This is a genomic window from Actibacterium sp. XHP0104, from assembly GCF_025751515.1.
Classification (GTDB): Bacteria; Pseudomonadota; Alphaproteobacteria; order Rhodobacterales; family Rhodobacteraceae; genus Actibacterium_D.
Map to the genome: position 1 here is coordinate 13,227 of NZ_JAOWLE010000006.1, position 25,174 is coordinate 38,400.

The 25,174-nt window shown below is 68.1% G+C and carries 25 protein-coding genes; 2 read left to right on the plus strand and 23 right to left on the minus strand.

The window, feature by feature from the left end; translation table 11 throughout:
• Positions 1-3 precede the first annotated feature (3 nt).
• Positions 4-1,053 carry an alpha/beta hydrolase gene (locus OE856_RS10550; RefSeq protein WP_263716080.1) on the minus strand — a complete coding sequence of 350 codons (1,050 nt, stop codon included), beginning with the start codon at positions 1,051-1,053 and terminating at the stop codon, positions 4-6.
• Between the two features lie 260 nt (positions 1,054-1,313).
• On the opposite strand from OE856_RS10550, the gene OE856_RS10555 reads away from it, so the two are divergent.
• Positions 1,314-2,966, plus strand: a complete 1,653-nt coding sequence (locus OE856_RS10555) for an alpha/beta hydrolase (protein ID WP_263716081.1) — start codon at positions 1,314-1,316, stop codon at positions 2,964-2,966.
• A gap of 58 nt (positions 2,967-3,024) precedes the next feature.
• Here OE856_RS10555 and OE856_RS10560 read toward each other — a convergent pair whose 3' ends face one another.
• The 14 genes from OE856_RS10560 to OE856_RS10630 all read right to left on the minus strand — a co-directional run bounded on the left by OE856_RS10560 (position 3,025) and on the right by OE856_RS10630 (position 16,718).
• Positions 3,025-3,717, minus strand: a complete 693-nt coding sequence (locus OE856_RS10560; protein ID WP_263716082.1) for an META domain-containing protein — start codon at positions 3,715-3,717, stop codon at positions 3,025-3,027.
• A gap of 230 nt (positions 3,718-3,947) precedes the next feature.
• On the minus strand, positions 3,948-4,199 hold the full coding sequence (locus OE856_RS10565) for a hypothetical protein (RefSeq protein ID WP_263716083.1): 252 nt from the start codon (positions 4,197-4,199) through the stop codon (positions 3,948-3,950).
• Between the two features lie 162 nt (positions 4,200-4,361).
• Positions 4,362-5,036 (minus strand): YcbK family protein, encoded by a 675-nt coding sequence (locus OE856_RS10575; protein ID WP_263716084.1) that lies wholly within the window; start codon positions 5,034-5,036, stop codon positions 4,362-4,364.
• 72 nt (positions 5,037-5,108) lie between these two features.
• Entirely contained in the window at positions 5,109-5,363 is a 255-nt protein-coding gene (locus OE856_RS10580; RefSeq protein ID WP_263716085.1) for a DUF6127 family protein, read from the minus strand.
• Between the two features lie 32 nt (positions 5,364-5,395).
• Positions 5,396-6,391 (minus strand): FscB, encoded by a 996-nt coding sequence (locus OE856_RS10585; protein ID WP_263716086.1) that lies wholly within the window; start codon positions 6,389-6,391, stop codon positions 5,396-5,398.
• On the minus strand, positions 6,388-9,729 hold the full coding sequence (locus OE856_RS10590; protein ID WP_263716087.1) for a phage tail protein: 3,342 nt from the start codon (positions 9,727-9,729) through the stop codon (positions 6,388-6,390). The genes OE856_RS10585 and OE856_RS10590 overlap by 4 nt, the downstream gene beginning before the upstream one ends.
• Position 9,730: 1 nt before the next feature.
• On the minus strand, positions 9,731-9,949 hold the full coding sequence (locus OE856_RS10595) for a hypothetical protein (protein ID WP_263716088.1): 219 nt from the start codon (positions 9,947-9,949) through the stop codon (positions 9,731-9,733).
• The gene (locus tag OE856_RS10600; protein ID WP_018303623.1) at positions 9,946-10,194 is read right to left on the minus strand and encodes a membrane protein; all 249 of its coding nucleotides are present in this window, start codon (positions 10,192-10,194) and stop codon (positions 9,946-9,948) included. The genes OE856_RS10595 and OE856_RS10600 overlap by 4 nt, the downstream gene beginning before the upstream one ends.
• Before the next feature lie 27 nt (positions 10,195-10,221).
• The gene (locus tag OE856_RS10605) at positions 10,222-11,070 is read right to left on the minus strand and encodes a DUF2163 domain-containing protein (protein ID WP_263716091.1); all 849 of its coding nucleotides are present in this window, start codon (positions 11,068-11,070) and stop codon (positions 10,222-10,224) included.
• Positions 11,067-12,194, minus strand: a complete 1,128-nt coding sequence (locus OE856_RS10610; RefSeq protein ID WP_263716092.1) for a hypothetical protein — start codon at positions 12,192-12,194, stop codon at positions 11,067-11,069. The genes OE856_RS10605 and OE856_RS10610 overlap by 4 nt, the downstream gene beginning before the upstream one ends.
• Entirely contained in the window at positions 12,187-14,670 is a 2,484-nt protein-coding gene (locus OE856_RS10615; protein ID WP_263716093.1) for a phage tail tape measure protein, read from the minus strand. Before OE856_RS10615 ends, OE856_RS10610 begins: the two co-directional genes overlap by 8 nt.
• Positions 14,671-14,877: 207 nt before the next feature.
• Entirely contained in the window at positions 14,878-15,327 is a 450-nt protein-coding gene (locus tag OE856_RS10620; protein ID WP_263716094.1) for a hypothetical protein, read from the minus strand.
• Between the two features lie 2 nt (positions 15,328-15,329).
• A complete protein-coding gene (locus tag OE856_RS10625) occupies positions 15,330-16,274 on the minus strand; it encodes a phage tail tube protein (RefSeq protein WP_263716095.1) in 945 nt (314 codons plus the stop codon).
• Positions 16,275-16,298: 24 nt separating this feature from the next.
• Entirely contained in the window at positions 16,299-16,718 is a 420-nt protein-coding gene (locus OE856_RS10630) for an acyl-CoA transferase (RefSeq protein WP_263716096.1), read from the minus strand.
• Positions 16,719-16,806: 88 nt separating this feature from the next.
• On the opposite strand from OE856_RS10630, the gene OE856_RS10635 reads away from it, so the two are divergent.
• The gene (locus OE856_RS10635; protein WP_263716097.1) at positions 16,807-17,409 is read left to right on the plus strand and encodes a hypothetical protein; all 603 of its coding nucleotides are present in this window, start codon (positions 16,807-16,809) and stop codon (positions 17,407-17,409) included.
• 36 nt (positions 17,410-17,445) lie between these two features.
• Here the strand turns inward: OE856_RS10635 and OE856_RS10640 are convergent, their stop codons facing one another.
• The 8 genes from OE856_RS10640 to OE856_RS10675 form a co-directional block, all read right to left on the minus strand.
• Positions 17,446-18,072 carry a DUF6441 family protein gene (locus tag OE856_RS10640; protein WP_263716098.1) on the minus strand — a complete coding sequence of 209 codons (627 nt, stop codon included), beginning with the start codon at positions 18,070-18,072 and terminating at the stop codon, positions 17,446-17,448.
• Entirely contained in the window at positions 18,069-18,380 is a 312-nt protein-coding gene (locus OE856_RS10645; protein ID WP_263716099.1) for a hypothetical protein, read from the minus strand. Before OE856_RS10645 ends, OE856_RS10640 begins: the two co-directional genes overlap by 4 nt.
• On the minus strand, positions 18,380-18,715 hold the full coding sequence (locus OE856_RS10650; protein ID WP_263716100.1) for a DUF2190 family protein: 336 nt from the start codon (positions 18,713-18,715) through the stop codon (positions 18,380-18,382). Before OE856_RS10650 ends, OE856_RS10645 begins: the two co-directional genes overlap by 1 nt.
• Before the next feature lie 76 nt (positions 18,716-18,791).
• Positions 18,792-20,855: a prohead protease/major capsid protein fusion protein gene (locus tag OE856_RS10655; protein WP_263716101.1), complete on the minus strand. Its 2,064-nt coding sequence runs from the start codon at positions 20,853-20,855 to the stop codon at positions 18,792-18,794.
• A gap of 5 nt (positions 20,856-20,860) precedes the next feature.
• Positions 20,861-22,414, minus strand: a complete 1,554-nt coding sequence (locus OE856_RS10660; RefSeq protein WP_263716102.1) for a phage portal protein — start codon at positions 22,412-22,414, stop codon at positions 20,861-20,863.
• Positions 22,414-22,623, minus strand: coding sequence for a phage head-tail joining protein (locus tag OE856_RS10665; RefSeq protein WP_028030714.1), 210 nt, complete (start codon positions 22,621-22,623; stop codon positions 22,414-22,416). The genes OE856_RS10660 and OE856_RS10665 overlap by 1 nt, the downstream gene beginning before the upstream one ends.
• 2 nt (positions 22,624-22,625) lie before the next feature.
• The gene (locus OE856_RS10670) at positions 22,626-24,629 is read right to left on the minus strand and encodes a phage terminase large subunit family protein (RefSeq protein ID WP_263716104.1); all 2,004 of its coding nucleotides are present in this window, start codon (positions 24,627-24,629) and stop codon (positions 22,626-22,628) included.
• Positions 24,577-25,173 carry a hypothetical protein gene (locus OE856_RS10675; protein WP_263716105.1) on the minus strand — a complete coding sequence of 199 codons (597 nt, stop codon included), beginning with the start codon at positions 25,171-25,173 and terminating at the stop codon, positions 24,577-24,579. Before OE856_RS10675 ends, OE856_RS10670 begins: the two co-directional genes overlap by 53 nt.
• Position 25,174 lies beyond the last annotated feature (1 nt).

A 25,174-nucleotide genomic window follows, 5' to 3' on the forward strand; every position in this document is an offset into this window, starting at 1 on the left:
CGGCTATTCATTCGTCGCAGGTCTAAGGCGCCAAAGGTTTTCACCCTGCGCGACGAGTTCTTGCCGCGCGTCGGCACGTTCGCCCGCATGCAATAGGCGGCGCAGGTCCTCGCCGACGGCTCGGCTGTAGATGTGATAGAGATGACCTGTTGGACCCTCGCTGGGAAGGTCGCTGAGGTCGATCACCTCGACGCCTGCAAGTCGGGAAACATCGTTTCCCGTTTCCCCAAGCCGCGGGTAGCCATGCAATTGCGCGGAGAGCGCCAGCGGTCTGTCCCCGCTCGTCGCGTAGACTGTCATGCTCTCCGCGATGGGACGCACCCGGGGTAAAATTCGCTCGAAGATCCCGAAATCCATATCCGGCGCCAGCAGCACAACATGTCCAAGCCGGATGTCGGGATGCCGATTGGCAACTTCGGCCAGCGCCAGAACGACACCCCGAGCACCAAGGCTGTGCCCGATGACATCCACGTTCCCGGCGCCGAAGCGCCGCTCCAACTCTATGATCGTGTCCGCAATGTCCGGCAGACTCCAGTAAAGGTCGGCTTCGTCATGGGTGTAGTAGGCCGCGCCACCATCCGAGGGCCAGCTGAACCACAGGAACCGCCCCACAAGGTCGGCGTTCTGCTGCAGCAACGCCGCGCGACGGCAGCCTTTCTCGAAGCTGATATAGTATCCGTGGAGATAGAGCGCCGGTCCACGTGCGCCGGCCGTTCCTTCCAGCCGATCCAGGATGTCGCCCTGCTCCGCTTCCTCCACCGTCTGAACGCGGAGAAGTTCCTCTCGCAAGAAATTCGGAGCCATGTCGGCGAGGGGCGCCAGAACGCCAAGGTCGAGCTCTTCGACGCGGCATGCACCCGCTTTCAGATCGCTGCGTTCTCCTCCGTAAAAGTTAGTTGGATCATCCGATCCTGTCCTGTTGCGAAGCGTGAGATAGGGGAATTCCAAGGCCTGGATCTCCGTCTGGGCCGTCGACGGCACGGGGAAGGCGCATGACAAGGCGCCGAGGCTGAGCATGACACCCATCAGGCGGGCCAAGGATGGTGCGCACATTTTCATCCCCGAAATGTACCTCAGCCGCGCTTGCCGAAAAAGGGGCCTTGGCGTTTACACCATGCAGTTTCACCATGAAGGCACAAGGTCTCACACAGGCGGTGCACAATACTGGCATTTTCGAATATAGCAGTGGGAAAACAAATTTACGCGTCGCGTCGCGCGTCTTTTGCGCGTCGGGCGGCCTCGTGACAAGGTCGTAACCGAGACGTCGAACCCAGATTCAAAGAGGCACCATGAACAACGGGCGAATAGTCAGGATGATCGGCAAGATCTCGGTGCCGTGCTTGCTTCTCGGGCTGCTCTTCTTTGCGGCCTCGCTGACCCCGTCGCTCATCCCGCGCGGACCGGCTGTGCAAGGACTCCTCGGCGGACTTGTCATGGCGATCGGCTATCTGATCGGCCAGATCGTTGCGCTGCTCTGGCGGGCGGCCGATCTTCCGCAATTCTCCGGGCGACCCGCAAACGTCCTGACAACGGTGATCGCGCTGCCGCTCGTGGGGTTCTTTCTCTGGGTCCTCGGGTCCAGCCTGCGGTGGCAGAACGACATCCGCGGGAAGATGGGCATGGAAGAAGCGGATGCGCTTCAACTCGCCACGATCCTGCTGATCGCCTTTGCGACCTTTGTCACCGCTTTTGTCCTTGGACGGATCGTCGCCGCGCTGTTCCGTCTGATCCGGTCAAGGTTCTATCGCGTCATGCCGGCGCGGCGCGCCAATGTGCTGGGGTTTGTCACGGTCGTGCTCATCCTGTTCATGGTCACGCGCGATGGCATCGTCGATGGGGTCGTAACGGGCCTCGACGAAAGCTACGAAGCCGCCCAGGAGCTCTTCGAGAACGCCCCGTCGCCTCCCGGCGACCCACGCATGACCGGCAGCGCAGAGTCCCTGATCGATTGGGCATCCATGGGCAAGCCCGGGCGGGACTTCATCACCTCCGGCCCAACATCCGAGGATATCTCGGCCTTCACTGGTCGGCCTGCGCTTGAACCGATCCGCGTCTATGTCGGGCGCGCCAATGCCGAGACGCCCGAGGCACGGGCCGAACTGGCGCTTGCCGAACTGATCCGGCAGGGCGCGTTCGAGCGCGACGTCCTGGTCGTGGCAAGCCCCACCGGCACCGGCTGGATGGACCCGGGGTCCCACGATCCGGTCGAATACATGCATGGCGGGAACATCGCCACGGTCGCCGCCCAGTATTCCTACCTGCAATCACCGCTGGCCCTGATCCTGGAGACACGCACGGGGCTGGAACAGGCGACCGCGCTTCAGGACGTGGTGCATGGGTACTGGAAGACGTTGCCCGTCGATGCGCGGCCTCGCCTGTACGTTCACGGGCTGAGCCTGGGCGCCTGGTCGTCGATGCATGCCACGAACATGTTCCGACTGCTCGACGATCCGATCGACGGCGCGTTCTGGGTCGGGCCGCCCTTTCCCTCTGCCTTCTGGAACCATGTGCAGAACCAGCGCAATCCGGGCACACCCTGGGTCCTGCCGCAGATCGGGGACGGGTCGCTGGTCCGCTATGCATCCCACACGGCGGATGCGTCCGAGGCCGCGGCGGACTGGGGGAACATGCGCATCGTCTTCCTGCAATATTCCAGCGACCCGGTCGTGTTCTATGACCCCCGGTCGCTCTGGCGGGCGCCGCCGTGGATGCGGGATCCGCCGGCAGAGGACATGACCGGGCACTTCATCTTCATGCCGGTGGTGACGCAGTTCCAGCTGGCGCTCGACATGGCCCTGTCCTTCGGTGCGCCGCCCGGCCACGGCCATGCCTATTTCGCGCAGGACTATATCGGGCCCTGGGTTCAGGTCACGGCACCCTCGGATTGGACCCCCGAAGAGACGCAGCGGCTCAAGGCGCATTGCAACGTCGGCTACCAGCTCGGTTGCGCCAACGGTCGGCGGTGATCGGCAGGTTCATGGCGCAGATGGCCGCCTCCCGCGACGCTTCGAGACGGCCCCCCTGTCACTCGGGGGTCTCGATGAAATGCAAGACGGCGCGTCCGTCGAAATCTTCCATCACAAGGCCCGCACCATAGCGCACGTAATCCGAAACCTGCGCGAGCGCGGCGAGGAAACGCCGCTCCTGCGCCTCTGTCTCATCGGGGCAGGCCATCATGGTGCCGGCCATGTTGTCGGGAAAGGCAAGTCCGCGGTCGGACGGCTGCAGCTGCCCCCGGAACCGATTGCAGCCGCCAAAAACCGAGACGTTCATCTCGTCGTCGATCACGAGCGTGGCCGGATCATCGTTCGGCCATGCCTCGCCAAAGACCTCCTTCGCGGTCCAGGCGACACCCGAAATCCGGCGCGGCACCGCGGCGTTCACATCACCTTCGGGCAGCATCATGAGCAAGACATTGATGGCCGCTTGGCCCGAACCAACCACGCCATCGAGTGTCTTGGTCGCGCGGAATATCTGCTGCCCGTCCGGTGACCGGATGGCTGCGAAGACAGCATATCTGGTTTCTTTTCTAACGACCTTCGGGTCATAGGTCAGAGAAACGGTCATGGGAACGGTGGTCATCGCGAAACGCTGGGAAACTATGGCCACGGGGTGCCTGTCCGGGTTCACGACCTCAAGTACCTGCACGTCGAGTTGCACTCCGGGGGGCAACGCAATGCGTTCGCGAAATGAAACCGTCACGGAGAGCGTCTTCATATGCGCCTCCGCAGGTTTTGGTGCTGCAAAGAGCAACACGAACATTGACAGAACAACAAGAAGGCCCTGCATATTCGACAACCTTTCGCAAGCAATCCAGATTTTGCGGAAGCCGTTTCATTGTCCGCATATTCAAGCCTACGTGACCCAATGCGAGATGAGTAGCTTTCTCACGCCCGTTATGGGTTGGGGCACCACCGCCTGCACGAGCAAGAGGCCAAACGCAGGGGCTACTCGCACATCCGCGCCTGCTCCCGCATCACGGCATAGTCGCTCAACATCTCCGCGATCGCCGAACCCTCTGACAGCAAGGCCAGTTCCTCGGCCGCTCGCGCCTGGAATTCCCGGCTGTACGCGACGACCGGCGGACATGCCCGCAATGCTCCGCCGTCAGAACCGACCGTCGCGCAGCCGGTCAGCAAGCTCGTCGCGATCGCGAGGACGACGCGCCGCTGCCTCGAGCATCCGTCGTTGTACGTCATGGGCTTTCTCCATGGTCTCAAGCCGCTCGGCCAGGCGACCTGCGCGCTCGCCGGAGCGGCGCAGGGCCAGCAGAAACAGAAGGATCGCGAGCGCGGTGACACCGTATCGGATCGCCGCGCGAGCCCATGCCGAGCCGCCGAGTGCGGCTACCGCCCAGCCGATCACCGCCGCCCCCGCTTCCAGTCGTCGAGGCGGGCGTAGATCGTGACCGCGATTCCGCCGAGCGCCACGGCGATGAACACCCAACGCAGCGTGTCGAGATACGGAACGAGCGGCAGGATGGCGGTCTGGGTCTCGGCCAGCACCTGCTGCGCCACCTCCACCCCAGCGGCGCCCAGTGTCGCCACTCCGGCTGCACCACCGGCCCTCATCGTCCTGCTCTCGGCCAGCACCTCGCGTGCAGGCGGGGTCTCCGCCGCAAAGGGCATGGACCGCGTGGGGAAGCGCTCTCCCCATTGGCGCGCAGGGCCGAGATCGACATGCATGAAGCCCGAGCGCGGATAGAAGCCGAAGCCAAGGAACCCGACCTCACGCGCTGCTGCTTCAAACGCCGTCGGGTCGTGGTTCGTCATCGCAATGTCGAACGCGGCGCCCTCCATGTGCTTCGAATGTTTGGCACCGCCGACGGCGCGGTTGTGCTCAGGGCTGCGATAGGCGGAGCGGACGATCAGCGGTTTGCCCAGCCGGTCACGAAGCGCCTGCAGTTTGTCGAGCGCGGGCTCGTTGATCAGCAGGTTGCCGGTGCCCCGGCAGGCGATCTCGGCCGGACTGAAGTTCGGCCAGCGCCAGGCGCTCTCAGGCACGTCGCGCCAGTGATCGTAGAAGGTCGTGGTCATGGGGATCCTCCGGAAACGAAAAACCCGCCTCGCGGGCGGGTCTGGTGGTGACGAAATTGCTGCACGGTCGGGTCAGGGGCTGCCGCCGAAGATCTTCAGCTTCAGCGCGATGCCCGCGAGGAGCGCGAGCATGATGCCGGTGGTGATGAGATGGACGGCGGTCTGGACGGCGGTGCGGCGGACGAAGCGGATGCTTTCGAGGAGCGAGCGGAGATCGCGGATGTCGAGCGCGGCGTCCTTGCCATCGATCCCGGCATCGGCCAGCGCACGCTTCGCGCCTTCTTCGGCGGCCTGGGAGAGGAAGGCTCGGAACTCTGCTTCCGACATCCTCAGGTCGCCCTTGTCGGCTCGGGGTAAGATCATGACGAAACGATCCCCGCTTCCGCCGGCAGCGTGGCTGCGGTCCAGGGGGTGCTGTCCGCCGGGTTCAGATCCCAGCTCGAATAGACCGGCGACGGCAGGTCCGCCGAGGGCGTGCCAGGCGTCGCGTCATAATCCACGCCCCCCATGCGCAGGAAACCCGCGACGCCGGTCGGGCCGGCAGTGCCGAGCTGGGCCAGCTGCTTGACGTGCACGCCTGCGATGGTCGTGGCCCCGGCGGGACCGGTCGGCCCCGCGAGCGAGAAGGAGAGCCGCTGGCCCGCGATGTCGCTGGCGGCCCTCGTGGCGATGTCGCCGTCCTTGATTGCATCGATGCCGCCCGAGAAGGCATCGTAGGTGCCGACCAGATCCGGCGTGCGCCGCGCGAACCGCCGGCCGATGGTCGAAACACCCTCGAGCACGGCGATATGGGCGTAGTACCAGGTCGCGGTGGCATAGTAGTCGAACAACTGAAGATTACGCCATACGCAGCGGACGGGCCGGCCCTTCCCGCCGGTGTTGGCGGCCGTGGAGCTGCTGTGAAGCACTCCGTCGACATGGAACTCGATGGTGATGTCGGTGCCGACGGCAATCCTGACGTCGATCCAGTAGGTCTGGTTCGTGGCAGCGACGAAGGACGAAGCCCCGTCGACGCTGGTATCGCCAATCGCCATCGCCCGGTACTTCTCGTCGTCCCGTTCGGTCCTCACGAGGCCGATCTGCCGGTTTGCAGAGTCGTAGAACTCGAGGAAGATGCCGTCCTGCGCGATGGCATGGGCGTTGATCGACGGCGCCCGGTAACGGAAGCCGATCCAGACATCTCCGGTGGGTTCCGCCCATGTCGCGGTGAAGGGCACCGACGAGCCGTTACCCGCGGTGATCTTGATCGCGTTGACGTCATAGGCCGGATCGAACCCCGCCGGGTCCGTGCTGATCAGCCCGGTCACCCCGGAGAGGTCCGTGACCTGGTGGCCGAGATGGAGGATGTGGGTCATGGGATCACCTCGATGTAGAGTGCGCTGTCGGCGGCGGTGAGGCGCGCCTCCCCGCCCCGTTCGTGGAAGAGATCGGCCCGCGCCACGCTCAGCCGGGCATCGGCCCCGAAGCCGATCCAGAGCGCGGCGTCGGCCGCGGTGAGCTGGACCGCACCGCCGAGGCCGAGGAAGACGACGGTCTCGGGTGCCGTCAGCCGGGTCTCTGCCCCGAACTCGGTCCAGAGGCTGGCCTCGGCCACCTTGATGCCGTCGGGCATGAAAAGCCGGACCCCTCGCGCCTGCCAGGCCTCATAGGTCGCACTGCCGGCCACGCGCCGCGCCTGCACCCGCACCTCGAAATGCTTCGTCCCCGTCGGCGCCGAGAGGATTGGCACATCCTCCTTCGTGAGCGTGAAGCTGTTGGTGCTGCCCACATCGATAACGGCCGCGGGCGGCTCGACGACGGCATCGGTGTCCGGATCTACCCAGCGGATCTCGAGGGCGTAGGTGACACCCGGTTCGGGCCCGATGTCGCCCGCGTCATAGGCGTCGATGGCGACACTCGTCTGCAGGAGCCGGTCGCGATGCGCCCATGTCAACAGCACGGGACCGAGGTTCAGGACGTTCGGGTTCACGACCGAGACACCGTTTCCGCGGAGGTCGCCCGGCGGCAGCGGTCGGATGGCGCGCGAGGCGAGCGTGACCTCGTCCTCGGGCGCCTGGGAAAGCGGCAGCGTCCCGAACCCCGTCTCCGGCAGCATCCTGACCGCGACGGTCTCTCCCGCCGCGAAGCGCCCCTCGCTCGCGTTGGCGAGGAGCTGCCAGCAGACCAACGGCGTGCCGGCGGGATGGACCTGTGGGACCGTGTCGAGACAGCCCCGCCCGACCGTCAGCGTCGTGGCGCTCACCCCGTCGATGCGGACGAGTTCGTCCCCGATCGCTGCGAGCGTGCCGATGGTGACGTCCGCAATCCCCGTCCAGCTGCCGACCGGCAGCACCCGCTCGGCCGGATCGTCGGTGATGTCGGCCGTCAGGAGCGCCGTCGGCACGAACTCGACGCCCGCCTCGAGCGCATAGCCCGTCCCGCTATCGGTCCAGACCTGCGCCGAGAGCGCATCGGCCGAGGGGCGCTCGCCGGCGGCAACGAGCGCGCCCGCGTCCGGATCCTCCTCGAGGAGCGCGTCGGCCTGCGCGTGACCCAGCTCCTGGACAAGGAGCCAGTATGGCGCTTCCGTCACCCAGCGGCGCGCGAGCGGCTTCGGCGGCAGGATGAGTCGCCCCGGATCGCCGGTCTCGCCGCCGACGAGGGCGGTGTCGCCAAGCCCGAAGACGTCCTCGGCGATGCGAAGCCGCACGCCATTCGCGCGCCCGTCACCATGGTCGATCTCGACGATCCGGACCGCGACGCCCTCAAGCCCGCGGCGCGGGCTCAAGAGCCGGATCACGTCGCCCGGGTCGAGATCGGCGCCGACGCGGGTGACGGTGATCTCGCCCGACAGGATCGGCGAAGAGAGTGCGCGCAGATCGCGTTCGGCCACGCGCACGGCGAGCGACTCATAGCGGATCCCCGGATAATCGACCGAGGCGCTCACGACCTGGCCGAGGTCCTGGACGAGTGCGGTATCGGTGACGCTCACGGAACCGGTCTGGTCTGTGCGGGCATCCGAGAACTTCACGGTGACCGAGTTCACCAGATCGGCGGCCTCGCGGCGCCCGAGCTCGCCCCAGTCGACGACGTTGGTCTCGTCGAAGATCGGCAGCGCCTCCGGATCGTAGTCAGCCCGGATGAGCTTCAGCTCCCAGCGGCCCGAGCGGCGGTCGACATAGAGATAGGCGTCGATGTGCTTCAGGACGTCGGCGATGAAGTCCTCGATCGTCGATTCCTGCTGCCAGAGGAGCGAGAGCCCGAACCCCTCGGCAAAGAGCGCATCGGCGGCGGTGGCGAAACTCGGGCCGATGTCGGTGAAGCCGTGGCCGAGGCCCCAGTCGCGGTTCGTCAGGCACTCCCGGATGATATGGGCCGGGTTCATGTCCGGGCCCTCGCCGAAGGCGGCGCGGAGCGAGGCAACGAGCACGTCGGGATCGCCCGCGGGGACGACCGGCACGCCATCGACGGGCGTGTTGTCGATCTGCGAGGTCGCGCTCGTGTCCGAGAGGGCGATGTTGAAGGCGAAGACGTCGACCTCCGCGAGGCCTGCGAGCGTCGCCTTGGCGGCCTCGAGGCTTCCAGCCGGGCTCGGCTCGCCGTCGGTCACGAAGATCAGGATGCGCCGCTTTCCGCCCGCGCCATTGAAGAAGGCGCCCGCCTGGCTCACCGCCGCCCCGAAATCCGTACCCCCGCTCACGGTGGTCGGCAGCGCGTCGACCCAGTCCTTGAGTTCGCCATAGGCCGTGGCATCGGCGTTGCGCCGGAGGATCGCGCCCGAGACGGTCGAATTCCAGATGACGATCTGGATGTCGTTGGGCTCGAGCGCGTTCGCGCCGATCTCGGCGATGAGCCGCGAGACGGCGGTCCGCTGGGCCGCCATGCGGCCGCCGGACATGGAGCCCGAGGTGTCCATGGCGACGTAGATCGCGGCGTCTCCGATCCGGACCTCGGGTACGATCTGCGCTTTCTCGGGATACCACTGCGCGTTGCCATCCTCGGCGCGCAGGATCCGGGTGAGGCGGACGGCCCATGGCTTCAGATAGGGATTGAGGCCGAGATAGACCTGCCGGAGGACGAGCGAGCAGATGCCGCGATAGCCCGGCACGTTGGACCCCGCCTGCGCGGCGAGATAGTCGTTCTGCTCTTGGGTGGTCCCGCCCATCAGGACGTCGATGTCGCCGACGATGCCGCCCTCGCGACTCTCGCCGCCGAAGAGGTTCGGCTTGTTGATCCGGATGCGACCGCCCGCGGCGCCGCCGCTGAGGCTCGGCAGGCTCGCGGCGTCAGAGACGGTGACGGACTGTGCGGCGAAGGCCGTGGCGGCGGGCTCGACGAGCCAGGTCGTGACGCCGGTCCCGCCATCGTAGCTTACGGCCTGAACGGTGACCGTGCGCGTCGTGTTGTCGGTGCCGAGTTTCAGGTCGTAGCTTGACCCGAGGCGGATCCCGGCGAGCGTACCCGGAAAGGTCACCTCGGCCACACTGTCGCCACCAGCTGCGGCGATCGCAGACATGCCCGCGACGGTGCCGTAACTTGCGAGCGCGCCGACGCCGGTGCCCGCGGCGCTGCTCTGGCCGGTGCCGATCGACCATGCGGTTCGGTCGTCGACCCGGATCTCGCGGATCGCATCGACGGGCCCGTGGCAGAGCGCGAGATGCGCCCCGAGGGAATACCTGTAGCCGACCGTCTGGGGCTTGGAGCGACCGCCCATGTCAGTCCTCGATCCCGGTCCGCGCGATACGCTTCTCGGCCTCGGCGATCACGCGCAGCGCCAGCGCGTCGCCGGTCGCAGACAGCACCTCGGCGGGCAGTCCTTCGGCGAGGAAAGCCTGCCAGTCGAGCCCGTGGCGGCGGAACCAGGGACGCGCGCCCTGAAAGCAGAGCCGGGCCGCGCGGATGTCCTCGGCGCGGACGATGAGGGTCTGGCTCACTTCTTGCCTCCCTTCTTGCGGATCGGGTCGACCTTGAGATCGCCGGCCCAGACGACGTTCGGGCCGCGCAGCAGCACGGTGCCGAAGACGACCGGGATCGGCCGGCCTTCCTCGGCCGTCGGCAGATCGAAATCGTCGAGCCCCGCCGCCTTCGGAACCTCGGTCTTCGGCTTCGGCGAAAGCGCATAGGAGATCGCCGTCAGCACGAGGCTGGCGACGATCTGGACGACGAAGTTCCAGACCATGGGAGGGGCTCGGGATGTTCGGGAGGATCAGACGATACTGGTGCCGCCGAAGGGATTGCGGCCGGGGATGTCGGGGAAGCCCCCGAAGTTCAGGAGATTGCCGAACTTGGCGGCGCAGCTGTCGCGGCGGAGATCGCAGCCGGGCGCCATGTCGATGACGGCGACCGTCTCCAGATCGTCGATCGCTGTCTCAAGCTCGGGCATTCGTCCCGCGAGCGTCAGCCGGTCGCCGACATGGCCGGTGATGAACCCGAGAAGCCCCGCGTGGCGCAGGACGCCGCCACGGAACCAGCCGTCCGGCAGGAGCGCGGCCTCGGAGACGGTGATCTCGAGGCCCGAGCGCGCGGTGGCGGTTCCGCCCACGTAGAAGGTCTCGATGTCGAGGCGGCAGCCGCGGGAATAGAGCGCGTGGCGGCAGAGCCGCTGGTACTTCGCCCGCACGCCTTCCCGCCGCATCGAGGTGAAAAGCGATTCCGCGCGCAGCGTGATCCGCCGTCCCTCGACGCGCGCCGAGACGATGCGTCCCTTCCAGTGCGCGACCACCTCGGCCGGGACTTGCTCGTGACCGCGGTAGATGGTGAGGGTCGTGACCGACCGGCCCCTGGGTCCGAGATAGCGACGGGCGAACGGATCGGAGAGCGGGAAGGTCACCGAGAGATCCACCCGACGCGGATCGCTGCTCTGGACGACGGAACCGTGGCTGACCGCCGAGGACTCCCAGACGAGATCCGCGGTCTCGTCGCTGATGGCGCCCGCGGGCGAGGACCAGGCGCTCGCGCGGCTGGTGAAGTGCCAGACGCTGCCCCCCTCCGCGAAGAGGTAGAGGAAATACGGCCGCCCCTCTGCGGTCGAGGTCTCGGCGAGATCGTAGGTCATGAGGGGGTCTCGATCAGCGGCAGCGACAGTTCGGTCCGGTTCGGCCCATGCGTGAGTTCGATCCGGTCGGCATCCGAGCGGACCTTCACCAGCAGGTGAATGGGTGTATCGAGGGCGATGCTCTTGCCGGGGGCGGCGATGGAGAGCCGGATCCCGAGCGCATCCCAGGCGGCGGCGGTGATCTCGCGGAAGACCGGCCCGGTCGGGTGATCGATCATCAGGTGTCGGCCGACCCAGACAGAGGGATCGGCGAGCGGTGCGACGATGATGGAGGTCGCGCCGGACGTGACCGCCGCCTGCAGAACCAGTTCCAGGCCCCAGCTCGGCAGCCAGAAGGCACGTTGTCGACCGCGCAGCGAGAGAAGCCAGCGCCGGCGGGTCAACCGCGCTGTGCCGCGGTCGATCAGCGTGATGGTCGATCGCCGTTGGACATGGGTGAGGATGGGCTCGAGAGTGATCGGCCCGAAGCCGTTGTCGATGGCTTCGACGGTCTGGCCGAGCGTCTCTGCGAGCGTCTGGCGCAGGACGGCCGGATCGGTCAGTACGTCCAGCCCTTGGTGCTGGGGATAGGGGCTGGCAGCAGCACTACCGTCGCTGGTCCGGAGCGTGAAGCTCGCCGTGACCGTGCCGAGGCCCTGACGGCGGCGGTCGATCTCGACGGGCCGTGCGAGGAAGGCACTGCCGACCGGTGCTACGATGGCGCGCACCAGACTAACGCCAGCGGCAGCAGCAAGCTCCAGCCGGTCGGGCCACACGGCGGCAATCTCGATCAGATGCGCCCTGCCACCATTGCTAGCGATGATGGCCTGCGCCGCGCCGTCGAAAGCGCCATCGGTCGTGTCGATGAAGACCGTGAGGTTCGCCGCGTCGACCGGTGCCGTCGCAGGGCGTGCCAGATGCCAGAGCGGCAGGGCCCAGTCGTCGAGCGGCCCTGCCCGGCCAAGTTCGGTGGCCTCGGCGAGCCCCGTTGCATCGAGAAGATGCGACAAGGCCAGCGTGGACCGTGGACCCGTGCGAAGCGCGATGCGCTGTTCTGCGGCCTCGGTCACCAGGACGTCGGTCGACCACTCGAGCACTTCCGTGACCGGCCTCTGCGCCGGGAAGGGCCAGAGCCGCTCAGGCATCGAGGCCTCCCCGGTTGCGGCGGATCACGTTGACGATGAGCCGCTCGCCCGCAGGCGTCGCGAGATAGTCCCCGACGATGGCGGGATCGAGCACGTTGACGATGCGGGTCGCGGGCTGGGGCGCCGGACCACCGCTGTTCGCCTCGACGCCGAGCCGCCCGCCCGGGCCACGGCGAAGGGGCAGGATCGCCTCCGGTCCGGCCTCGCCCATGAGCCCGATCCCCCGCGCGAAGGGAAACACTGTCGGCCGGTTGACCACGCCACCCCGGGCGAAGGCCGTGATCTCTCCGGCCTGCGCGAAAGCCCCGCCCTTGGCAAAGCCACCAATGCCGAAGAGCCCGCCGATGGCGCTCCCGATCCAGCCGAAAAGACCACCACCGCCGCCGGTCCCCGCGCCGGAGAAGGCACGGAAGAGCGCGTCCTCGATCGGCTTGAAGGCCTGATCGATGAGCCTGCTCGCGAGATTGCGCGCGATCCCCGCCACGGCGCCAGCGAAGGTCTGCCAGCTGAGCTCGCCCGACTTCAGCGCCTCCTTGATCGGACCCGTGATGTCTTCCGCCAGTCCCTTCGCGATCTCCTGCGTCCGTTCCACGGCCGCGCGGGCCGCATCCCAGGATTGGCGCGCGACATCGGCCGCACTCTGCATGGCGCCGCCCGCGCGCCCCGCGGCCTCGGCGGTCTCGTCGAGCGCGGCGGCCGGTCCCGCCCCGTCCTCACCGGACAGCGCGGCATCGAAGCGCTCGGCAGCGATCGTCGCGCCATCGAGCGCCGTCTCTGCCTCCGTGCCCGTGCTGCTGACGGCGGCACGCAGGGCGTCGAACGCGGCAAGCGGCTGGAGCGCGCCGTCGGCCAGTGTGGCGGCGGTCTGACGCCAGGCTTCGGCCGAGGCGGCGGCTTCGCTGGCAGCAGCCGTCAGTCCGAGATCGGGAACGGCGAGCGGGTTGTCGGCGAAAGCCGAGGCGAAGGCATCGCGCGCGGCCGTGGCGGCCTCGGTGGCCGCACCGGCGAAGCGGTTCTCGAGGCGGCCGAGATCGAGGTCGGCGATGACCCCGATCCGGCGCTCGACGCCGAGCGCTTCCAGCCCGGCATTCACGCCCTCGATGAAGCCGTTGATCCGGGTGACGACGCCATTCAGCATCGCCTCGACGCCCTCGATCAAGCTGTTGGCAGCCTGGAACGCCAGATCGCCGATGGCGGCGGGGAGCAGACCCCAGACGGCCCTGATCGCCTCGAACGCGCCTTTGAAGCTGTTCACGGCGGCATTCGCGAATCCGACCACGGCCTCGAGCGCGCCCTGCATGGCGGACGCCGCGGAGGCCTGGATGTCGGCGAAAGCCGCCATGGCCGAGGCTCCGGCGCTCGCAGCGCCCATGCCGATCCGGTCCCAGACCTCGCTGGCGAGATCCCCAAGGAGCGCCATCGCGTTGCCGAACCCGCCCGCGCCCGAGACGAGGCGCGTAAACTGGTAGATGAGTTCTCCCGCGCCGACGATGAGCGCGCCGATGCCGGTCCGGATCACCGCGCCGCGCAGGACGACCAGCGCCGTCGCGAGACCGCGCACCGAGAGTGCAGCAGCGGCAAGACCCGCGACCCAGCGGCCAGCCAGGAAGGCGGCGAAGGTGGCGGCATAGGTCGCCAGCCGAGCGATGTTGTCGAAGAGACCTCGGATCGCGATGCCGAGCGGGCCGGTGCGGCTTGCGACGGACGCCAAGGCATCGGCGACCGCCTCAAGCGCCGGGGCCGCGGCGACGGCCAACTGGTTCGACAGCCCGCGCCAGATGAGCCCCAACCTCGAGATCGCGTCGTTCGTTCGCTCGATCTGGTCCGCGTCCTGTTCGGAGACAACGACGCCGAAGGCACGGACGTCCTCGGTCGCCTGGCGCAGCGTTGCCGTCTCGATCCGCGACATGGCGATGGAGCCTTCCTCGCCGAAAAGCTGTCCCGCGACCGCCGCGCGCTCGGCAACCGGCACGAACTCCTCGATGGCCGCGTTGATCGCGCCGACGCGCTCGTCGAGCGGCAGGGCCAACAGGTCGGAGGCCGAGAGCCCCAGCCGCTCCAGAGCTTGCGCCGCGGGGCCGCCGCCGGCTGCAGCCTGGCTCAGACGCCGCGTGAGATCCTTGGTTGCCTGCTCGATCCCCGACATCGAGACGCCGGCCAGTTCGCCGGCGCGCTCCAGCGTTTGGATCGAGGCGACCGTGGTCCCGAGCGACTGCGCGAGCTTCGCCTGTGCGTCGATCGTCTGCAGGCCGGAGCGGACCATGGCGACGCCCGCGGCGGTGGCGGCAGCGACAGCGGCTGCAGCCGCCACGCGCACCCGGCGTGCGAAGCCGGCGAGCCGGGCGTTCGCCGCTTCCATCTCGCGGCTGAGCCGCCCGAAGCCGCGCGCTCCGGCTTCGCCCACGCCTTCCAGCTCGGCGCGGACCTGTCGCCCGCCGACGGCGGCGAGGCGGACGGATACACGCTTCTCAGCCATCGGGGCGTTCCATCTGTTCGTTGAGCTTTGCCACCATCACCGCTTCGATGACGGGGAGCAGTTCGCCCGCGGCGGCGGGCGGCACGCCAAGCGCGTCGCCAAGGGCGAGCGCTGCAGTCAGATCCCATCCGACGACGGACCCGGGAAGGATGCGCAGCTGTCCGCCGAGACGGCCGACGAGATCCCAGACCTGCCAGCCTTCATGCGTCAGCGGCCGGTTCGCGCGGCCTGGGCAGTCCTCGCACGCTTGCGCGCAGGCGTCGCAGTACCGCTCGCCCCCGCCGAAAGACCAGTCGGCGAGAGCGCGGAGGCGTTTTTTTCCTGTTCCAGCAGCAGACCCTTGGAGACGTAGGTCAACTGGAAGGCTTCGAAGATCGGCCAGACGTCGAGCAACGCGTCGATGGCCTCCGGGCTGGGTTGGATGGGGGTGCCGTCCGCGTTGCCAATGCCCTCCCAGGCGAGCACCGCGCGGCGGGCCAGTGCCTTGGCGAAGGCGACCGCGCGTTCCTCGTCGGAGGCCTCCTCGGGGACCGCCTCCACTACCGGGTCGCTGCGCGTCGCCACCATCAGCGCCGTCGTCAGCGGGCGGAGCTGCACCCGGACGCCGGGGGCCAGGTCATGCCAGCGCGGCGCGTTCGTCAGGTCGAGTGTGAGCATGCTCAGTACACCTCGATGTCGTTGATCAGGGTCGCCGTACACATCCGTCCCACGCTGCTGTCGCGGGCGGCCTGCCAGTCGAAGGTGGCCTGCACCCCCTGCGGTCCGGAAATCTCGATCCGCGGGCGCGGCAGGTAGACGGCGTGTACGGTGAAGGTGAAGCTCTCGCCCGAGGGCAGCGCGTAGCCGAACTCGAGTTCGCACGGATCGCCGTTGATCGCCTGACTTACCAACGTGCTGTCGGCGAAACGGACCTCGATGGAGCCGGTCAGCGCTGCGATGGACGGGTCTGCACCGTCGATCCGGCCATCGCTGCGGATGGTCTCGATCCGGTCGAGGTTGTTGGCATAGGTGATATCGGCCGAGACCACGTTACCGAGCGCCATCCCGTTCCGCGTGATTGAGCCGTTGAAATGGCCGAACCGCTTCAGCTCCAGCGCAGCTGGGGTACCAGCGCTGGTCGTGGTGTCCACCGTCTCGCCCTGCGCCACTAGCCGCGCGGTGGCCGTGAGCAGACCTGAGCGCTGCATCTGCCAGGTCAGCTGGTCGAGCACGCAGCCGGAATATATGGCAAAGCGCGGCACCTCGGGCATGCCGGTCTCGATGGAAAGGCTCGGCAGCGTCCAGGCGCCCGACTGGAACTCATGCGTGAACGGCCCCGGAGCCGTGCCTGTCGTTGCAGGCGGCCCGAACGCGGCCTTCAGCCAGAAACCGAAGGCCTCGGCGTCAAGCGGCACGACGACATCGCCGTCGGCGGTTACCGCGTCCTTGATCGGTGCCAGCGGATCGCGGCCGTAGCCCAAGAGCTCCGAGTTCAGCAGCGGCTGCTCGGCTCCGAGCGAAGTGCTGGCGAAGGGCATGCGGGTGAAGCCGCTGGCGGGCGGCGTTCCGTAGGTCGTTTCGAACGCAAGCGCCATCAGCGCCCGCGCCCCCTGGGCTCGTGCCATGGTGTTCTCCTCGGGTTGTCGGGGTCAGGCCAGCGGGTCGGCCGTGGAATAGTGCAGCACCACCGGGATCACGGCGGCCTTCAGGCTGGCCGCGCCCTCTACCGGCAGGTCCACGGGGCGCGGCGCTTCCGCCTCGACCCAGTCGCAGAGCCCGCCCAGCGTGCGGTCGGCGGCGAGCGTCGCGCCGACGCTGGCGATCAGCGTGTCGAAGGCGGCGTCACGGGCGGCACCCTGGACGACCGCCTCGATCTCGGCGCGGTGCTGGTAGTGGTAGCGCAGCGGCGACAGTGTGACCTCCGGCTCCCCCGGCTCGCCATCGCGCAAGATAAGCAGCCCCTCGGCCGGGACGCGCTCGGGCAGCACCTCACCGCGGAGGGCGGTCGCTGGCAGCGCCGAGAGCCGCGTGTGCAGCGCGGAGAGGATGGTTTCGCGTGGGGTGGGCATCTTCTACTCGGCCGGGGGCTGGTGAGCATCATTCATAGTCGTGTATTCGTCAGGACCGTGATCCAATAGATCAGTGAGGGGTCTCAAAGTGTTCTACCTTGATCTTTATCCAGCCAATCCCCCTGGCTTTCATGCACTTTCGACATCCGCGGATTGGCTTCCTTGGCTGATCAGGGCAATTCCGGCCGGCATTCATCCAGATGTCAGGAGAAGGCTGAAATCTAACCTGAAACACATCATGGTCGGCCTTGAGATGAAGGCTGGACTTATCGTTCCGCATGGGGAACGGGTATCCGGCAGATCAGTGCTTTTCGAGCCCTACTTCCAAATCATGAACTTCGAGTTCAGCGTTGGGGTGTTTTCGATCTGCGAAGGTCTTGGATCGGTCCATCACCTTGCAGGAATTGGGGACGACGGCGCCACAGGCGCTCGCGTCAACACGAACGACTGGATTGCAGCACTTTGCCGTGAGTTCGACCCAACCGGCGCAGCGCAACTTGATGCAAATGTCCGCAGGGTCAAAGAGGTGCGAGACAAGATGCACCAAGATCGGCTTGGCGCGCGGGCTGACATTGATTGGCACGACTTCGACTACAACGAGTCGTTTATTCCGTCCCGCGCCGCATTGCAGCCGATTCTGCGGAGGCACCTTGGTGAGGTACCGGGGCAAACCAATCTGCTGCTTACATGATGTCAGCGGCGTTGACGCTCGTGCGCCGGGCGAACTTCAACGCGCCTCCATCCAATTTGCGACGATCAACCCCGGCACGCTGTCCAATGCCCGGTCTGCATCCCGCGCCAAGTCCAGCCGCTTCGGCAGCTTGACCTGCGGCACCAGCAGGAAAATCGGCGCGGTGACCTTGCCGCGTCCGGTCTTCGAGCGCGACACGACCGCCTGGCCCTTCGTGTTCAGCCGTCCCTCCGCCACCAGCAGGCTCGGTCCGGTGCGACGATAGACGAAGCGCAGGCGCAGGCCGCGTCGCCGTTCCCATTCGCCAGGGGTGATCCGGCCGCCGCGCAGGGACTTGCCCGCCGCGGGTAGCGGGATTGCGAGCCAGAACCCGTCCTTCGACCGGATCAGCGGGCCGGTGTCATGTGCTCCGACGATTACCGGGGCCTGGGACCAGACGAGCGCGGCGGCGTCCAGGCTCTCGCCAGATCTCGGGAAGTTCTGGCTCCGGATCGAGTTGGCCAGCCGAGTACCGAGCCCCGCGCCGGTGATCTGCAACCGCCACGCCGACTTCAGCCCGCTCCCGGCCTCGCGCATGGCTGCGGTGACGGCCCGTTCGCCCGCCGCGATCTCGGCCTGCATCATCGCCACGATGTCGGGATCGAGGTTCAGCCTCAGTTTCACGTGGGCCTCAGGTCGACGGTCCAGACGAGCCGCTTGCGGTCGCGAACGGGCTCGCCCTGGATGAGGAAGGCATCCCCGTCGATCTCGATGCGGTCGCCGGGACGCGGGTTCGCCACCTCGGCCACGCGCAGGTCGATCCGGGTGGTCTCGGACCAGAGCCGCGCGTCACCGAAGTCGGAGACGACATCCGCGCGCCGGGCGACGACGCGCACCAGCACCGGCGCGCCGCCATCGGCGATGTAGACCGCGTCCCGGCCGATGTTCGGATCGGCGAAGAGCGCACTGAGCGCGGCGGCGAAGGCGCTCATCAGAACGTCGCGTTCAGGCGGACCCGGCCGATGGTGTCGCCGGCGCCGCTCGCCACCGCCTCGGTGGCCACGCCGACGAGCGTGTTGTCGGTCGCGACCGTCGTGGAGCGCTTGTTAGTGTCGTCCCAATAGACCTTGGCGCCGACGGTCCAAGCCTGCGAGCCGACCTTAGTGATGTCGAACACGCCGGTGAGCGCGGTCTCGACGGGTTCGCCGAGGGCGGCCATGCCTGCCGCAACACCGAAGATGGAGCCGACGAGCAGGCCATCGCCTGAGGCGACGGCGTAGGGCGCGGTCAGGGTGATGGTGTTGCCGGGCTGGACGTAGTTTTTCATGGGGAGGATCCTTGTGGAAAGACGAAGGGCGGCCCGATTGGACCGCCCGCATGTCAGGGTTCAGGATGGATGCGGGTTACGCGCCCGGGTTCTTGTAGAGGCCGCGCCAGTCGATGGCCTTGGCGCCGAAGTCGAGGCGGCACTTGATCTCGACCCCGTCGACGTCGAAGCCGTTGCGGGTCTCGATGTAGGCGCCCTGCTGGCCCTCGAGATAGGCGTACTCGATGGTGTCGATCTGGTTCGGGCTGGCCGCCAGATACCAGGCGGTCTCGCTGGCGGCGTCGAGCCGGGGCTCGCTGATCGGCGCCAGCGTGCGGATCGACTGCGGCACCACGCTGGACGTCGCGGCGGGCACGAGGTTCTGCGCGACCAGCTGCTCGGCCTTCAGTTCCAGCGAGGCGGGCACGATCAGGAAGGCCGGGCGGACATTCAGCACCGTCTTCTTGTCGAGGCCGGTCTGCTTGGACATCGCCGCGCGCGCCGCGCCCACGCTGCTGACATCAAGCGCCGCCCCGGTGCCCGCGAGGTTCTTGTGGGTGGTGTGGAACAGCGCGTTGCCGTCGGCCATGGCCGGGTTGGCGGTGATGATCCCCCAGACCACGTCCGATTCCAGCTGTGCGATGGAGTTGCCGTACATCGCCGGGATCCGGGTGAAGGCGTCGAGATCGTCGTTGATCAGCGTCTGGCGGGTGATCGCGACCACCCGGCCATAGGTCTTGACCTTGTAGCTCTCCTTGCTCTCGCCGAGCGTCCCGCGCTTGAACTCGCCGCTCTCGCCGACTTCCAGAAGCTGAGGGGCCTCGCCCAGCTGCACCCGGTGCATCGCCTTGAAGTCGGTGGCCAGCACCTGGCGGCAGAACAGCATGAAGGTGCGGGGATAGGCCTCGTAGGCCTGACGCAGGGTCTTGTTGGTGACTGCCGACAGGATCTCGGGGAAGTCCGAGGTCGAGTGCAGGGCCCGCGTCGCCACCTCGTCGCGCGACAGGCCGCGCGTGTTCACCCCGGCATTGCCGAGGCTTTCGCGGGCCAGTTCCAGCAGCGTCATGCCGCGGTACTGGCGCGCGGCGTCCTCCAGCTGGAACAGCGTCGGGCTGTAGCGGTGCAGCAGCGCGTTCGCCACCGCGTCGCGGCGGGTGATGTGTTCGTCCCGACCGCCGAGCGGGACGGAGACATGGCTGAAGGTCCGGGTCTCGTCGGATTTCGCGGCGACCTGATCGAGGATCAGGCGGCGGGACTCGTCGACGCTGACGCCGCGTTTCACCAGATCCTCGGCGAAGCCGCGCTCGAGGTTCAGCCGCCCGGCCAGGCCGTAGATGGTGGAGACGCGGTCGCGCTCGGCCTCGCGGGCGCGGGTGGCAACCGCTTCGGTGTCGGGCGCAGCGGGGGCATCGGTATTCTGAAGCTTCGGCTGGCTGCGGGTTTCGACTCCGGCGACCTTCGGGTCGGGCGCAGCCGGTTTCGGCTCGGTCATGGGGGTGTCCTCGGTTTCGACCGGCTCGGTCGGCTGGGTGGTGGCGGGAGTTGCGGCGTCGCGCGCCGGGGTCTGGGTCTTGTCCGTCATCGGGGATGCTCCTTGCAGTGTGGGGGCGTCCCGGCGGTGAAGGACGCAGTCGTGAAGGGGATGCTGGGCGCGGAAGCCCGCGGCGGGGTCGGCGCCGACGGCGACGGCGGAAACCTCGAAGGGCGTCCAGTCCACCGCGCGCCAGAGTTCGCGGGCGGCCTCGGGTTTCGAGACCTCGAAGCGGTGGACCTGATAGCCGATGGAGACCGCGCGGATGTGCCCGGCCTGAATGTCGCGCCAGATCGGTTCGACATCGGCGCGCTCGCTGATCCGCACGAGCGCGATGCCGCGTCCGTTCTCGATCCGCGCCGAGCCCGGCACGACCGAGCCGATCACTGCATCGAGCGTGTCAAGCTCATGCACCTTCAGGAAGGGCGCGCCCGCGTTCAGCCGGTCGAGCCGAACATGGGCCGGATCGAGGCTCAGTTCCTCGTCATAGGGCTCGCCGAAAAAGGTCGCGCGGCGGACGCGCGCGCCTGCCGACCAGACCACCTCGACGGTGCGGCTGTCGGCATCGGCCGTGTTCGGCGCAAGCTCCGCCGACCGGCGCATGGCCGGCAGTTCGATCATCGTGTCCATGAAGGTCAGTCCTGTTGGTCGGCCTGTGCCGGGTCGGTTTCCGCATCGGCGGAGGGGTCATCGGCCGGTTCGTCTGCATCCGGATCGGAGGCCGGATCGCTGGTCTGCGCGCTGCCGGTCTTGGTGACGCGCCGCGGGTCGCTGTCGAGCACCAACCCCAGCGCGTCGAGCTTGGCGTTGGTGGCAGCGATCTCGGCCAGCACGGCGTCCGGGTTGCGTCCCTGCCGCGCGATCACCTCGGCCAACGTCATGGTGCCGGAGCGGATCGACAGCAGGTTCGCCATCGCATCCTTCTGCGGATCGACCGCCTCGAATTTCGGCGGCGACCATTCCACCGGCACGGTCGGCGACGGGATCTGACCCGCGGCCCATGCCGCTTCCGTGAACCACCGCCAGACAGGGGCGCAGAACATCGGAATGAAGAGTTGCCACTGCACGGCGTCAATCTGGCGGCGGAACTCGACGAGCCCCGCGCGGATCGAGGAATAGTTCACCTGGGACAGGTCCCCGGTCAGCAGCTCGTAGGGCACCCGGAACCCGGCCGAGATCGTGTGCAGGCTGGCGCGCTTGTATTCGCCGTAGCCCCCGGTCGCCGAGGGCTGGTTGAACCGGATGTCCTTGCCGCCCCGCGCATAGGCGATCAGCCCTGGCTCGAACTGCTCCACCCGGTTGCCGTCGGCGTCGACCACCGAGGGCGCGATGCCCTGTTGCGCCTCGTCGTCGCCGAAGACGATGGCGGTGACGCAGGCCTCGGTCTTCTTGCGGACCAGCTCGGCCACCTCGTAATCGTCGAGATCGCGCAGAGAGCGGATCACCGGCGCCCCCCAGGGAACGCCGCGCGCCTGCGTGCGCTGCTTCTCGTAGACATGGGCGATCTCGGTCGCCGGGACCGGTCGGCTCTGCAGCCCGTTCTGCAAGGCCCCGTAGGCATCGCCCGGATGCTCGGCGTGGAGCCAGTAGGCCCGGCGCTTGCCCACCGGATCGAACTCGATTCCCTGCACCAGCCGACCAGCGCCGAGGGCGCCGGACTTGGTGGCGTCGAGGAAGTCGGCCTCCAGCACCTGCAATTGCAGCGGCACGGGCAGTCCGTCGCTCGCCCGCCGCAGACGGCGTCGCACCAGAACCTCGCCCGCCTCGACCATCTCGCGGCAGATGAGCGTCTGCAGGCCGTAGAAGTCGAGCTGACCGTCGGCGTCGCACTCCGCCGTCCAGCGTTCGAACAGCGCGTCGACCTTCCGGTCGAGCTTGTCGTCGCCGCTCGCGGCGCGCGGCATGATGCCTGCGCCGATGATGTTGTTGACCAGCACCGCCACGGCCTTGGCGGCATGCGGGTTGTTGCGCACGAGATCCCGCATCCGGTCGCGCAAGAGGGCCCCGGCGACGCCGATTTCGGTGTCGGCGGAGGATCCGGGCGCGCGCCAGCCCTCGGTGCGACGCCCGCGCGCGGCCCCGTCGTAACCGCGCGTCAGGGTCTCGAAGGCCTGCCGCGCCATCACGCGGCGGGCCGCCATGCGCGGCGCCACCGTGGCGATGGCGTGGTCGAACCAGTTCGCCGACATCACCGATCCCCGCGCGAGAAGCCCGCAAGCCCGGCAACCGGCAGCGGCCGCGTGGTCCCCGCGATGGCGCGCTCGATGGTCCGGATGCGGGCGAGGAGATCCTCGGCCGATCCGTAGTCCACCGACTTGCCGTCATAGCTCACCCGGGTCGTGCCGCTGGCATAGGCCCGACGCAGCGCCGAGAGCTCGGTTTCCGTCCAGTCGGTCATCTTCAGAACCATCCTCCGCGCCGCCCGAGCCAGTCGGAGCGGCGCTTGCCCTGCGGGGCCTGTCCCGGCCGGTTGATCTGCCCGGCGGGATCGGTGTCGGTTGGGGCGGCCCCGAGCTGATCATCGAGGTCGCGCCATTTCTCGTCGGGCCAGCGATCCGCGCCCGCGATCCAGGCGGCGGCGCGGGCGTAGACCCGGCAATCCAGCGCCTCGTTGCGCTCGCGCAGCTTCTGCCATTCCAGCCGAGCGAAGCCGCGTTTCGTGCGCACCGTCACCAGCTGCTCGGCCACGAACTGCTTGAGCCATTCGTTCTCGACCCAATGCGGCAGATGCACCGAGCCGGGCGGGAACGCGGCACCGTCGGCCATCTCCTCCTCGGTCGGGCGCGCCAGCCGCAGGAAGCGGTAGGTCTCGGCCTTGAAGGTCGACACCGCCACGGTCCAGAGCCGGGCGCCGCGCCGCAGGCGTTTGCCACCCTCGGTCGCGTCGACGAAGGTCGGCCCCGACACCGGGCTCGAGCGGTTGAAGCCTTCGACGCCCTTCACCGGCGACACCTGCGCGAAGCCTTGCGCCCGCGACCAGGAATAGACCGCCGGGGCCTCGTAGCCGGTGTCGATGGCGAGCCGCGCGATCCTGAGATGCGCGCCGCGTTCGTGCGGCCAGCTTTTGTCCAGCAGCGCCGTAAGCTCGGACCATGCGTCGTGCCGATCCGGCCCGCCCTCGATCACGACGTGATCGACGAGCCAAGACTCAAGTCCGCGCCCCCAGGCCCAGACATCGACCTCGATCCGGTCCTTCTGGACGTCGGCCCCGGCGGTCAGGAACAACCCGCCCGCTGGCACCGTGCCGGATGTCCAGCGCTCGCGCCGGTCGTAGAGCCGCTGCCAGTCCGGCGCTTCGCCGGTCTCGACCCATGTCTCGCCGAGGATCGTGTTGCGGAACGCCTTGATTGCCTCGTCCGACCCCTGTGCCGCGTCCCATGCCCGCACGATCCGCTCCCAGCTCAGCCAGCCGATCGGCGAATAGAGCGCCGAGAGGTGATACCCGACCGTGGTCGGATCGGCGGCCGTGGCGGTCGCCCGCCATTCGCCACCCTCCAGCATCGCCGTCTTGTGATGCTCCGCGATGGCCTTGTCGCAGCCCTCGCAGTGATACTCCGCCGTCTCGGGGCGGCCCTTCTGCCAGCGCAGCCGGTCGAACTTCAGCCACTGCATCGCGCCGCAATGCGGGCACGGCACGAAGAACCGGCGCTGGTCGGACGCCTCGTACTCGCGCTCGATGCGCGACAGCCCCCGGATCGTGGGCGTCGAGACCAGGAACACCTTGCGCCGGTGCGCGAAGGTCAGCGACCGCGCATCCGCCAGCGTGACCGGATCGCCTTCCTCGTCGGCGGACGCGGGATACGCATCGACCTCGTCGAGGAAGATGTAGCGCGCCGGGGTGGAGCGCAGCCCGACCGCCGAGTTCGCGCCGGTCATGATCAGGATGCCGCCCGCGAACTCCTTGGACAGCATCGTGTTGCCCGCGTCGCGGGACCGGGCCGGTTTGACCCGCTCCCGCAACTCCGGGCTTTCGTCGATCAGCGGGTCGATCCGCTGGCGCGAGTTCCGCTTCGCCAGTTCCACCGTCGGCTGGACCGCAAGCATCGGGCCGGGCGCCTGGTGGATGGCGAAGCCGATCCAGTTGTTACCGGCCTCGGTCGCGCCGACCTGCGCGGCCTTCATGAACACGATCCGCTGCGTGGGATCGCCGGGGCTCAGCCGGTCCATGATCTCGCGCATGTAGGGCGTGCGCACCGTGCGATACCGCCCGGGTTCGGCCGAGGCGCGGCCCGAGAGCATCCGGTGCCGGTCCGCCCATTCCGAGACGGTCAGGTCCGGGTCGGGCCGCAGCCCGTTGCCCCAGGCGCGCAGGATCTCGCCCGCACCGTCGAAATCCGTCAGCGCGTCATCTTCACCGGAAGTTGGGCCGGACCTCGGCGAGTTCGTCGAGGTGGGCGCGTACATGTTTTTCCAGCACCTTCTGCATCGCGGCTGGCTCCACGGTGATCTGCTGGCCCGTCGCGTCGCTGGATGAGCCCGAGAGCTCGGCCGCCATCAGCGCCGCCGCGCGCGCGGGCCAGTTCACCCATGCGTCCCGTTCCTCCCGCGCCAGCCGGAACACCAACGCCAGCGCGCGGGCCCGCTCGATCAACTCTCCCTTCAGCTTCTGCAAACGGATGCGCCGCTCCTGCGCCTTCAGCACCTCGTTCGCGGTCTTCGCCTGCAGGAAGGTCGTGCCGCCGCCAACGGCCGGGACCGCCAGACCCTGTTCGCGCAGCGTGTCGCCGACAGCGGCCACCGCCGCCTCGGGGACAGGCTTCAGCTTCGGCGCTGGCGCCTTTCTCGTCTTCGACGGGTCCGTCGTCTCGGCACGCCGGGCGTCGCTGGCCGCCGCGTTGATGCTGCCGTCGGGATAGAGGACCAGCCGCTCAGCGGCCTTCGCCTTCTGGATCGCGCCCCGCGACAGCCCGACATGGGCGGCGTACTGGCGCTCGCTCATGCCCTGCATC

What these genes read in the sequence shown, in the direction of transcription:
- OE856_RS10585 (WP_263716086.1), bottom strand. Translation starts at nt 6,391, where the DNA reads ATGACCCACATCCTCCATCTCGGCCACCAGGTCACGGACCTCTCCGGG.
- OE856_RS10565 (WP_263716083.1), bottom strand. Translation starts at nt 4,199, where the DNA reads ATGACGTACAACGACGGATGCTCGAGGCAGCGGCGCGTCGTCCTCGCG.
- OE856_RS10600 (WP_018303623.1), bottom strand. Translation starts at nt 10,194, where the DNA reads ATGGTCTGGAACTTCGTCGTCCAGATCGTCGCCAGCCTCGTGCTGACG.
- OE856_RS10650 (WP_263716100.1), bottom strand. Translation starts at nt 18,715, where the DNA reads ATGAAAAACTACGTCCAGCCCGGCAACACCATCACCCTGACCGCGCCC.
- OE856_RS10665 (WP_028030714.1), bottom strand. Translation starts at nt 22,623, where the DNA reads ATGACCGACTGGACGGAAACCGAGCTCTCGGCGCTGCGTCGGGCCTAT.
- OE856_RS10555 (WP_263716081.1), top strand. Translation starts at nt 1,314, where the DNA reads ATGATCGGCAAGATCTCGGTGCCGTGCTTGCTTCTCGGGCTGCTCTTC.
- OE856_RS10550 (WP_263716080.1), bottom strand. Translation starts at nt 1,053, where the DNA reads ATGTGCGCACCATCCTTGGCCCGCCTGATGGGTGTCATGCTCAGCCTC.
- OE856_RS10655 (WP_263716101.1), bottom strand. Translation starts at nt 20,855, where the DNA reads ATGGACACGATGATCGAACTGCCGGCCATGCGCCGGTCGGCGGAGCTT.
- OE856_RS10610 (WP_263716092.1), bottom strand. Translation starts at nt 12,194, where the DNA reads ATGCCTGAGCGGCTCTGGCCCTTCCCGGCGCAGAGGCCGGTCACGGAA.
- OE856_RS10660 (WP_263716102.1), bottom strand. Translation starts at nt 22,414, where the DNA reads ATGTCGGCGAACTGGTTCGACCACGCCATCGCCACGGTGGCGCCGCGC.
- OE856_RS10625 (WP_263716095.1), bottom strand. Translation starts at nt 16,274, where the DNA reads ATGGCACGAGCCCAGGGGGCGCGGGCGCTGATGGCGCTTGCGTTCGAA.
- OE856_RS10560 (WP_263716082.1), bottom strand. Translation starts at nt 3,717, where the DNA reads ATGAAGACGCTCTCCGTGACGGTTTCATTTCGCGAACGCATTGCGTTG.
- OE856_RS10580 (WP_263716085.1), bottom strand. Translation starts at nt 5,363, where the DNA reads ATGTCGGAAGCAGAGTTCCGAGCCTTCCTCTCCCAGGCCGCCGAAGAA.
- OE856_RS10645 (WP_263716099.1), bottom strand. Translation starts at nt 18,380, where the DNA reads ATGAGCGCCTTCGCCGCCGCGCTCAGTGCGCTCTTCGCCGATCCGAAC.
- OE856_RS10670 (WP_263716104.1), bottom strand. Translation starts at nt 24,629, where the DNA reads ATGTACGCGCCCACCTCGACGAACTCGCCGAGGTCCGGCCCAACTTCC.
- OE856_RS10620 (WP_263716094.1), bottom strand. Translation starts at nt 15,327, where the DNA reads ATGCTCACACTCGACCTGACGAACGCGCCGCGCTGGCATGACCTGGCC.
- OE856_RS10575 (WP_263716084.1), bottom strand. Translation starts at nt 5,036, where the DNA reads ATGACCACGACCTTCTACGATCACTGGCGCGACGTGCCTGAGAGCGCC.
- OE856_RS10675 (WP_263716105.1), bottom strand. Translation starts at nt 25,173, where the DNA reads ATGCAGGGCATGAGCGAGCGCCAGTACGCCGCCCATGTCGGGCTGTCG.
- OE856_RS10590 (WP_263716087.1), bottom strand. Translation starts at nt 9,729, where the DNA reads ATGGGCGGTCGCTCCAAGCCCCAGACGGTCGGCTACAGGTATTCCCTC.
- OE856_RS10605 (WP_263716091.1), bottom strand. Translation starts at nt 11,070, where the DNA reads ATGACCTACGATCTCGCCGAGACCTCGACCGCAGAGGGGCGGCCGTAT.
- OE856_RS10615 (WP_263716093.1), bottom strand. Translation starts at nt 14,670, where the DNA reads ATGGCTGAGAAGCGTGTATCCGTCCGCCTCGCCGCCGTCGGCGGGCGA.
- OE856_RS10630 (WP_263716096.1), bottom strand. Translation starts at nt 16,718, where the DNA reads ATGCCCACCCCACGCGAAACCATCCTCTCCGCGCTGCACACGCGGCTC.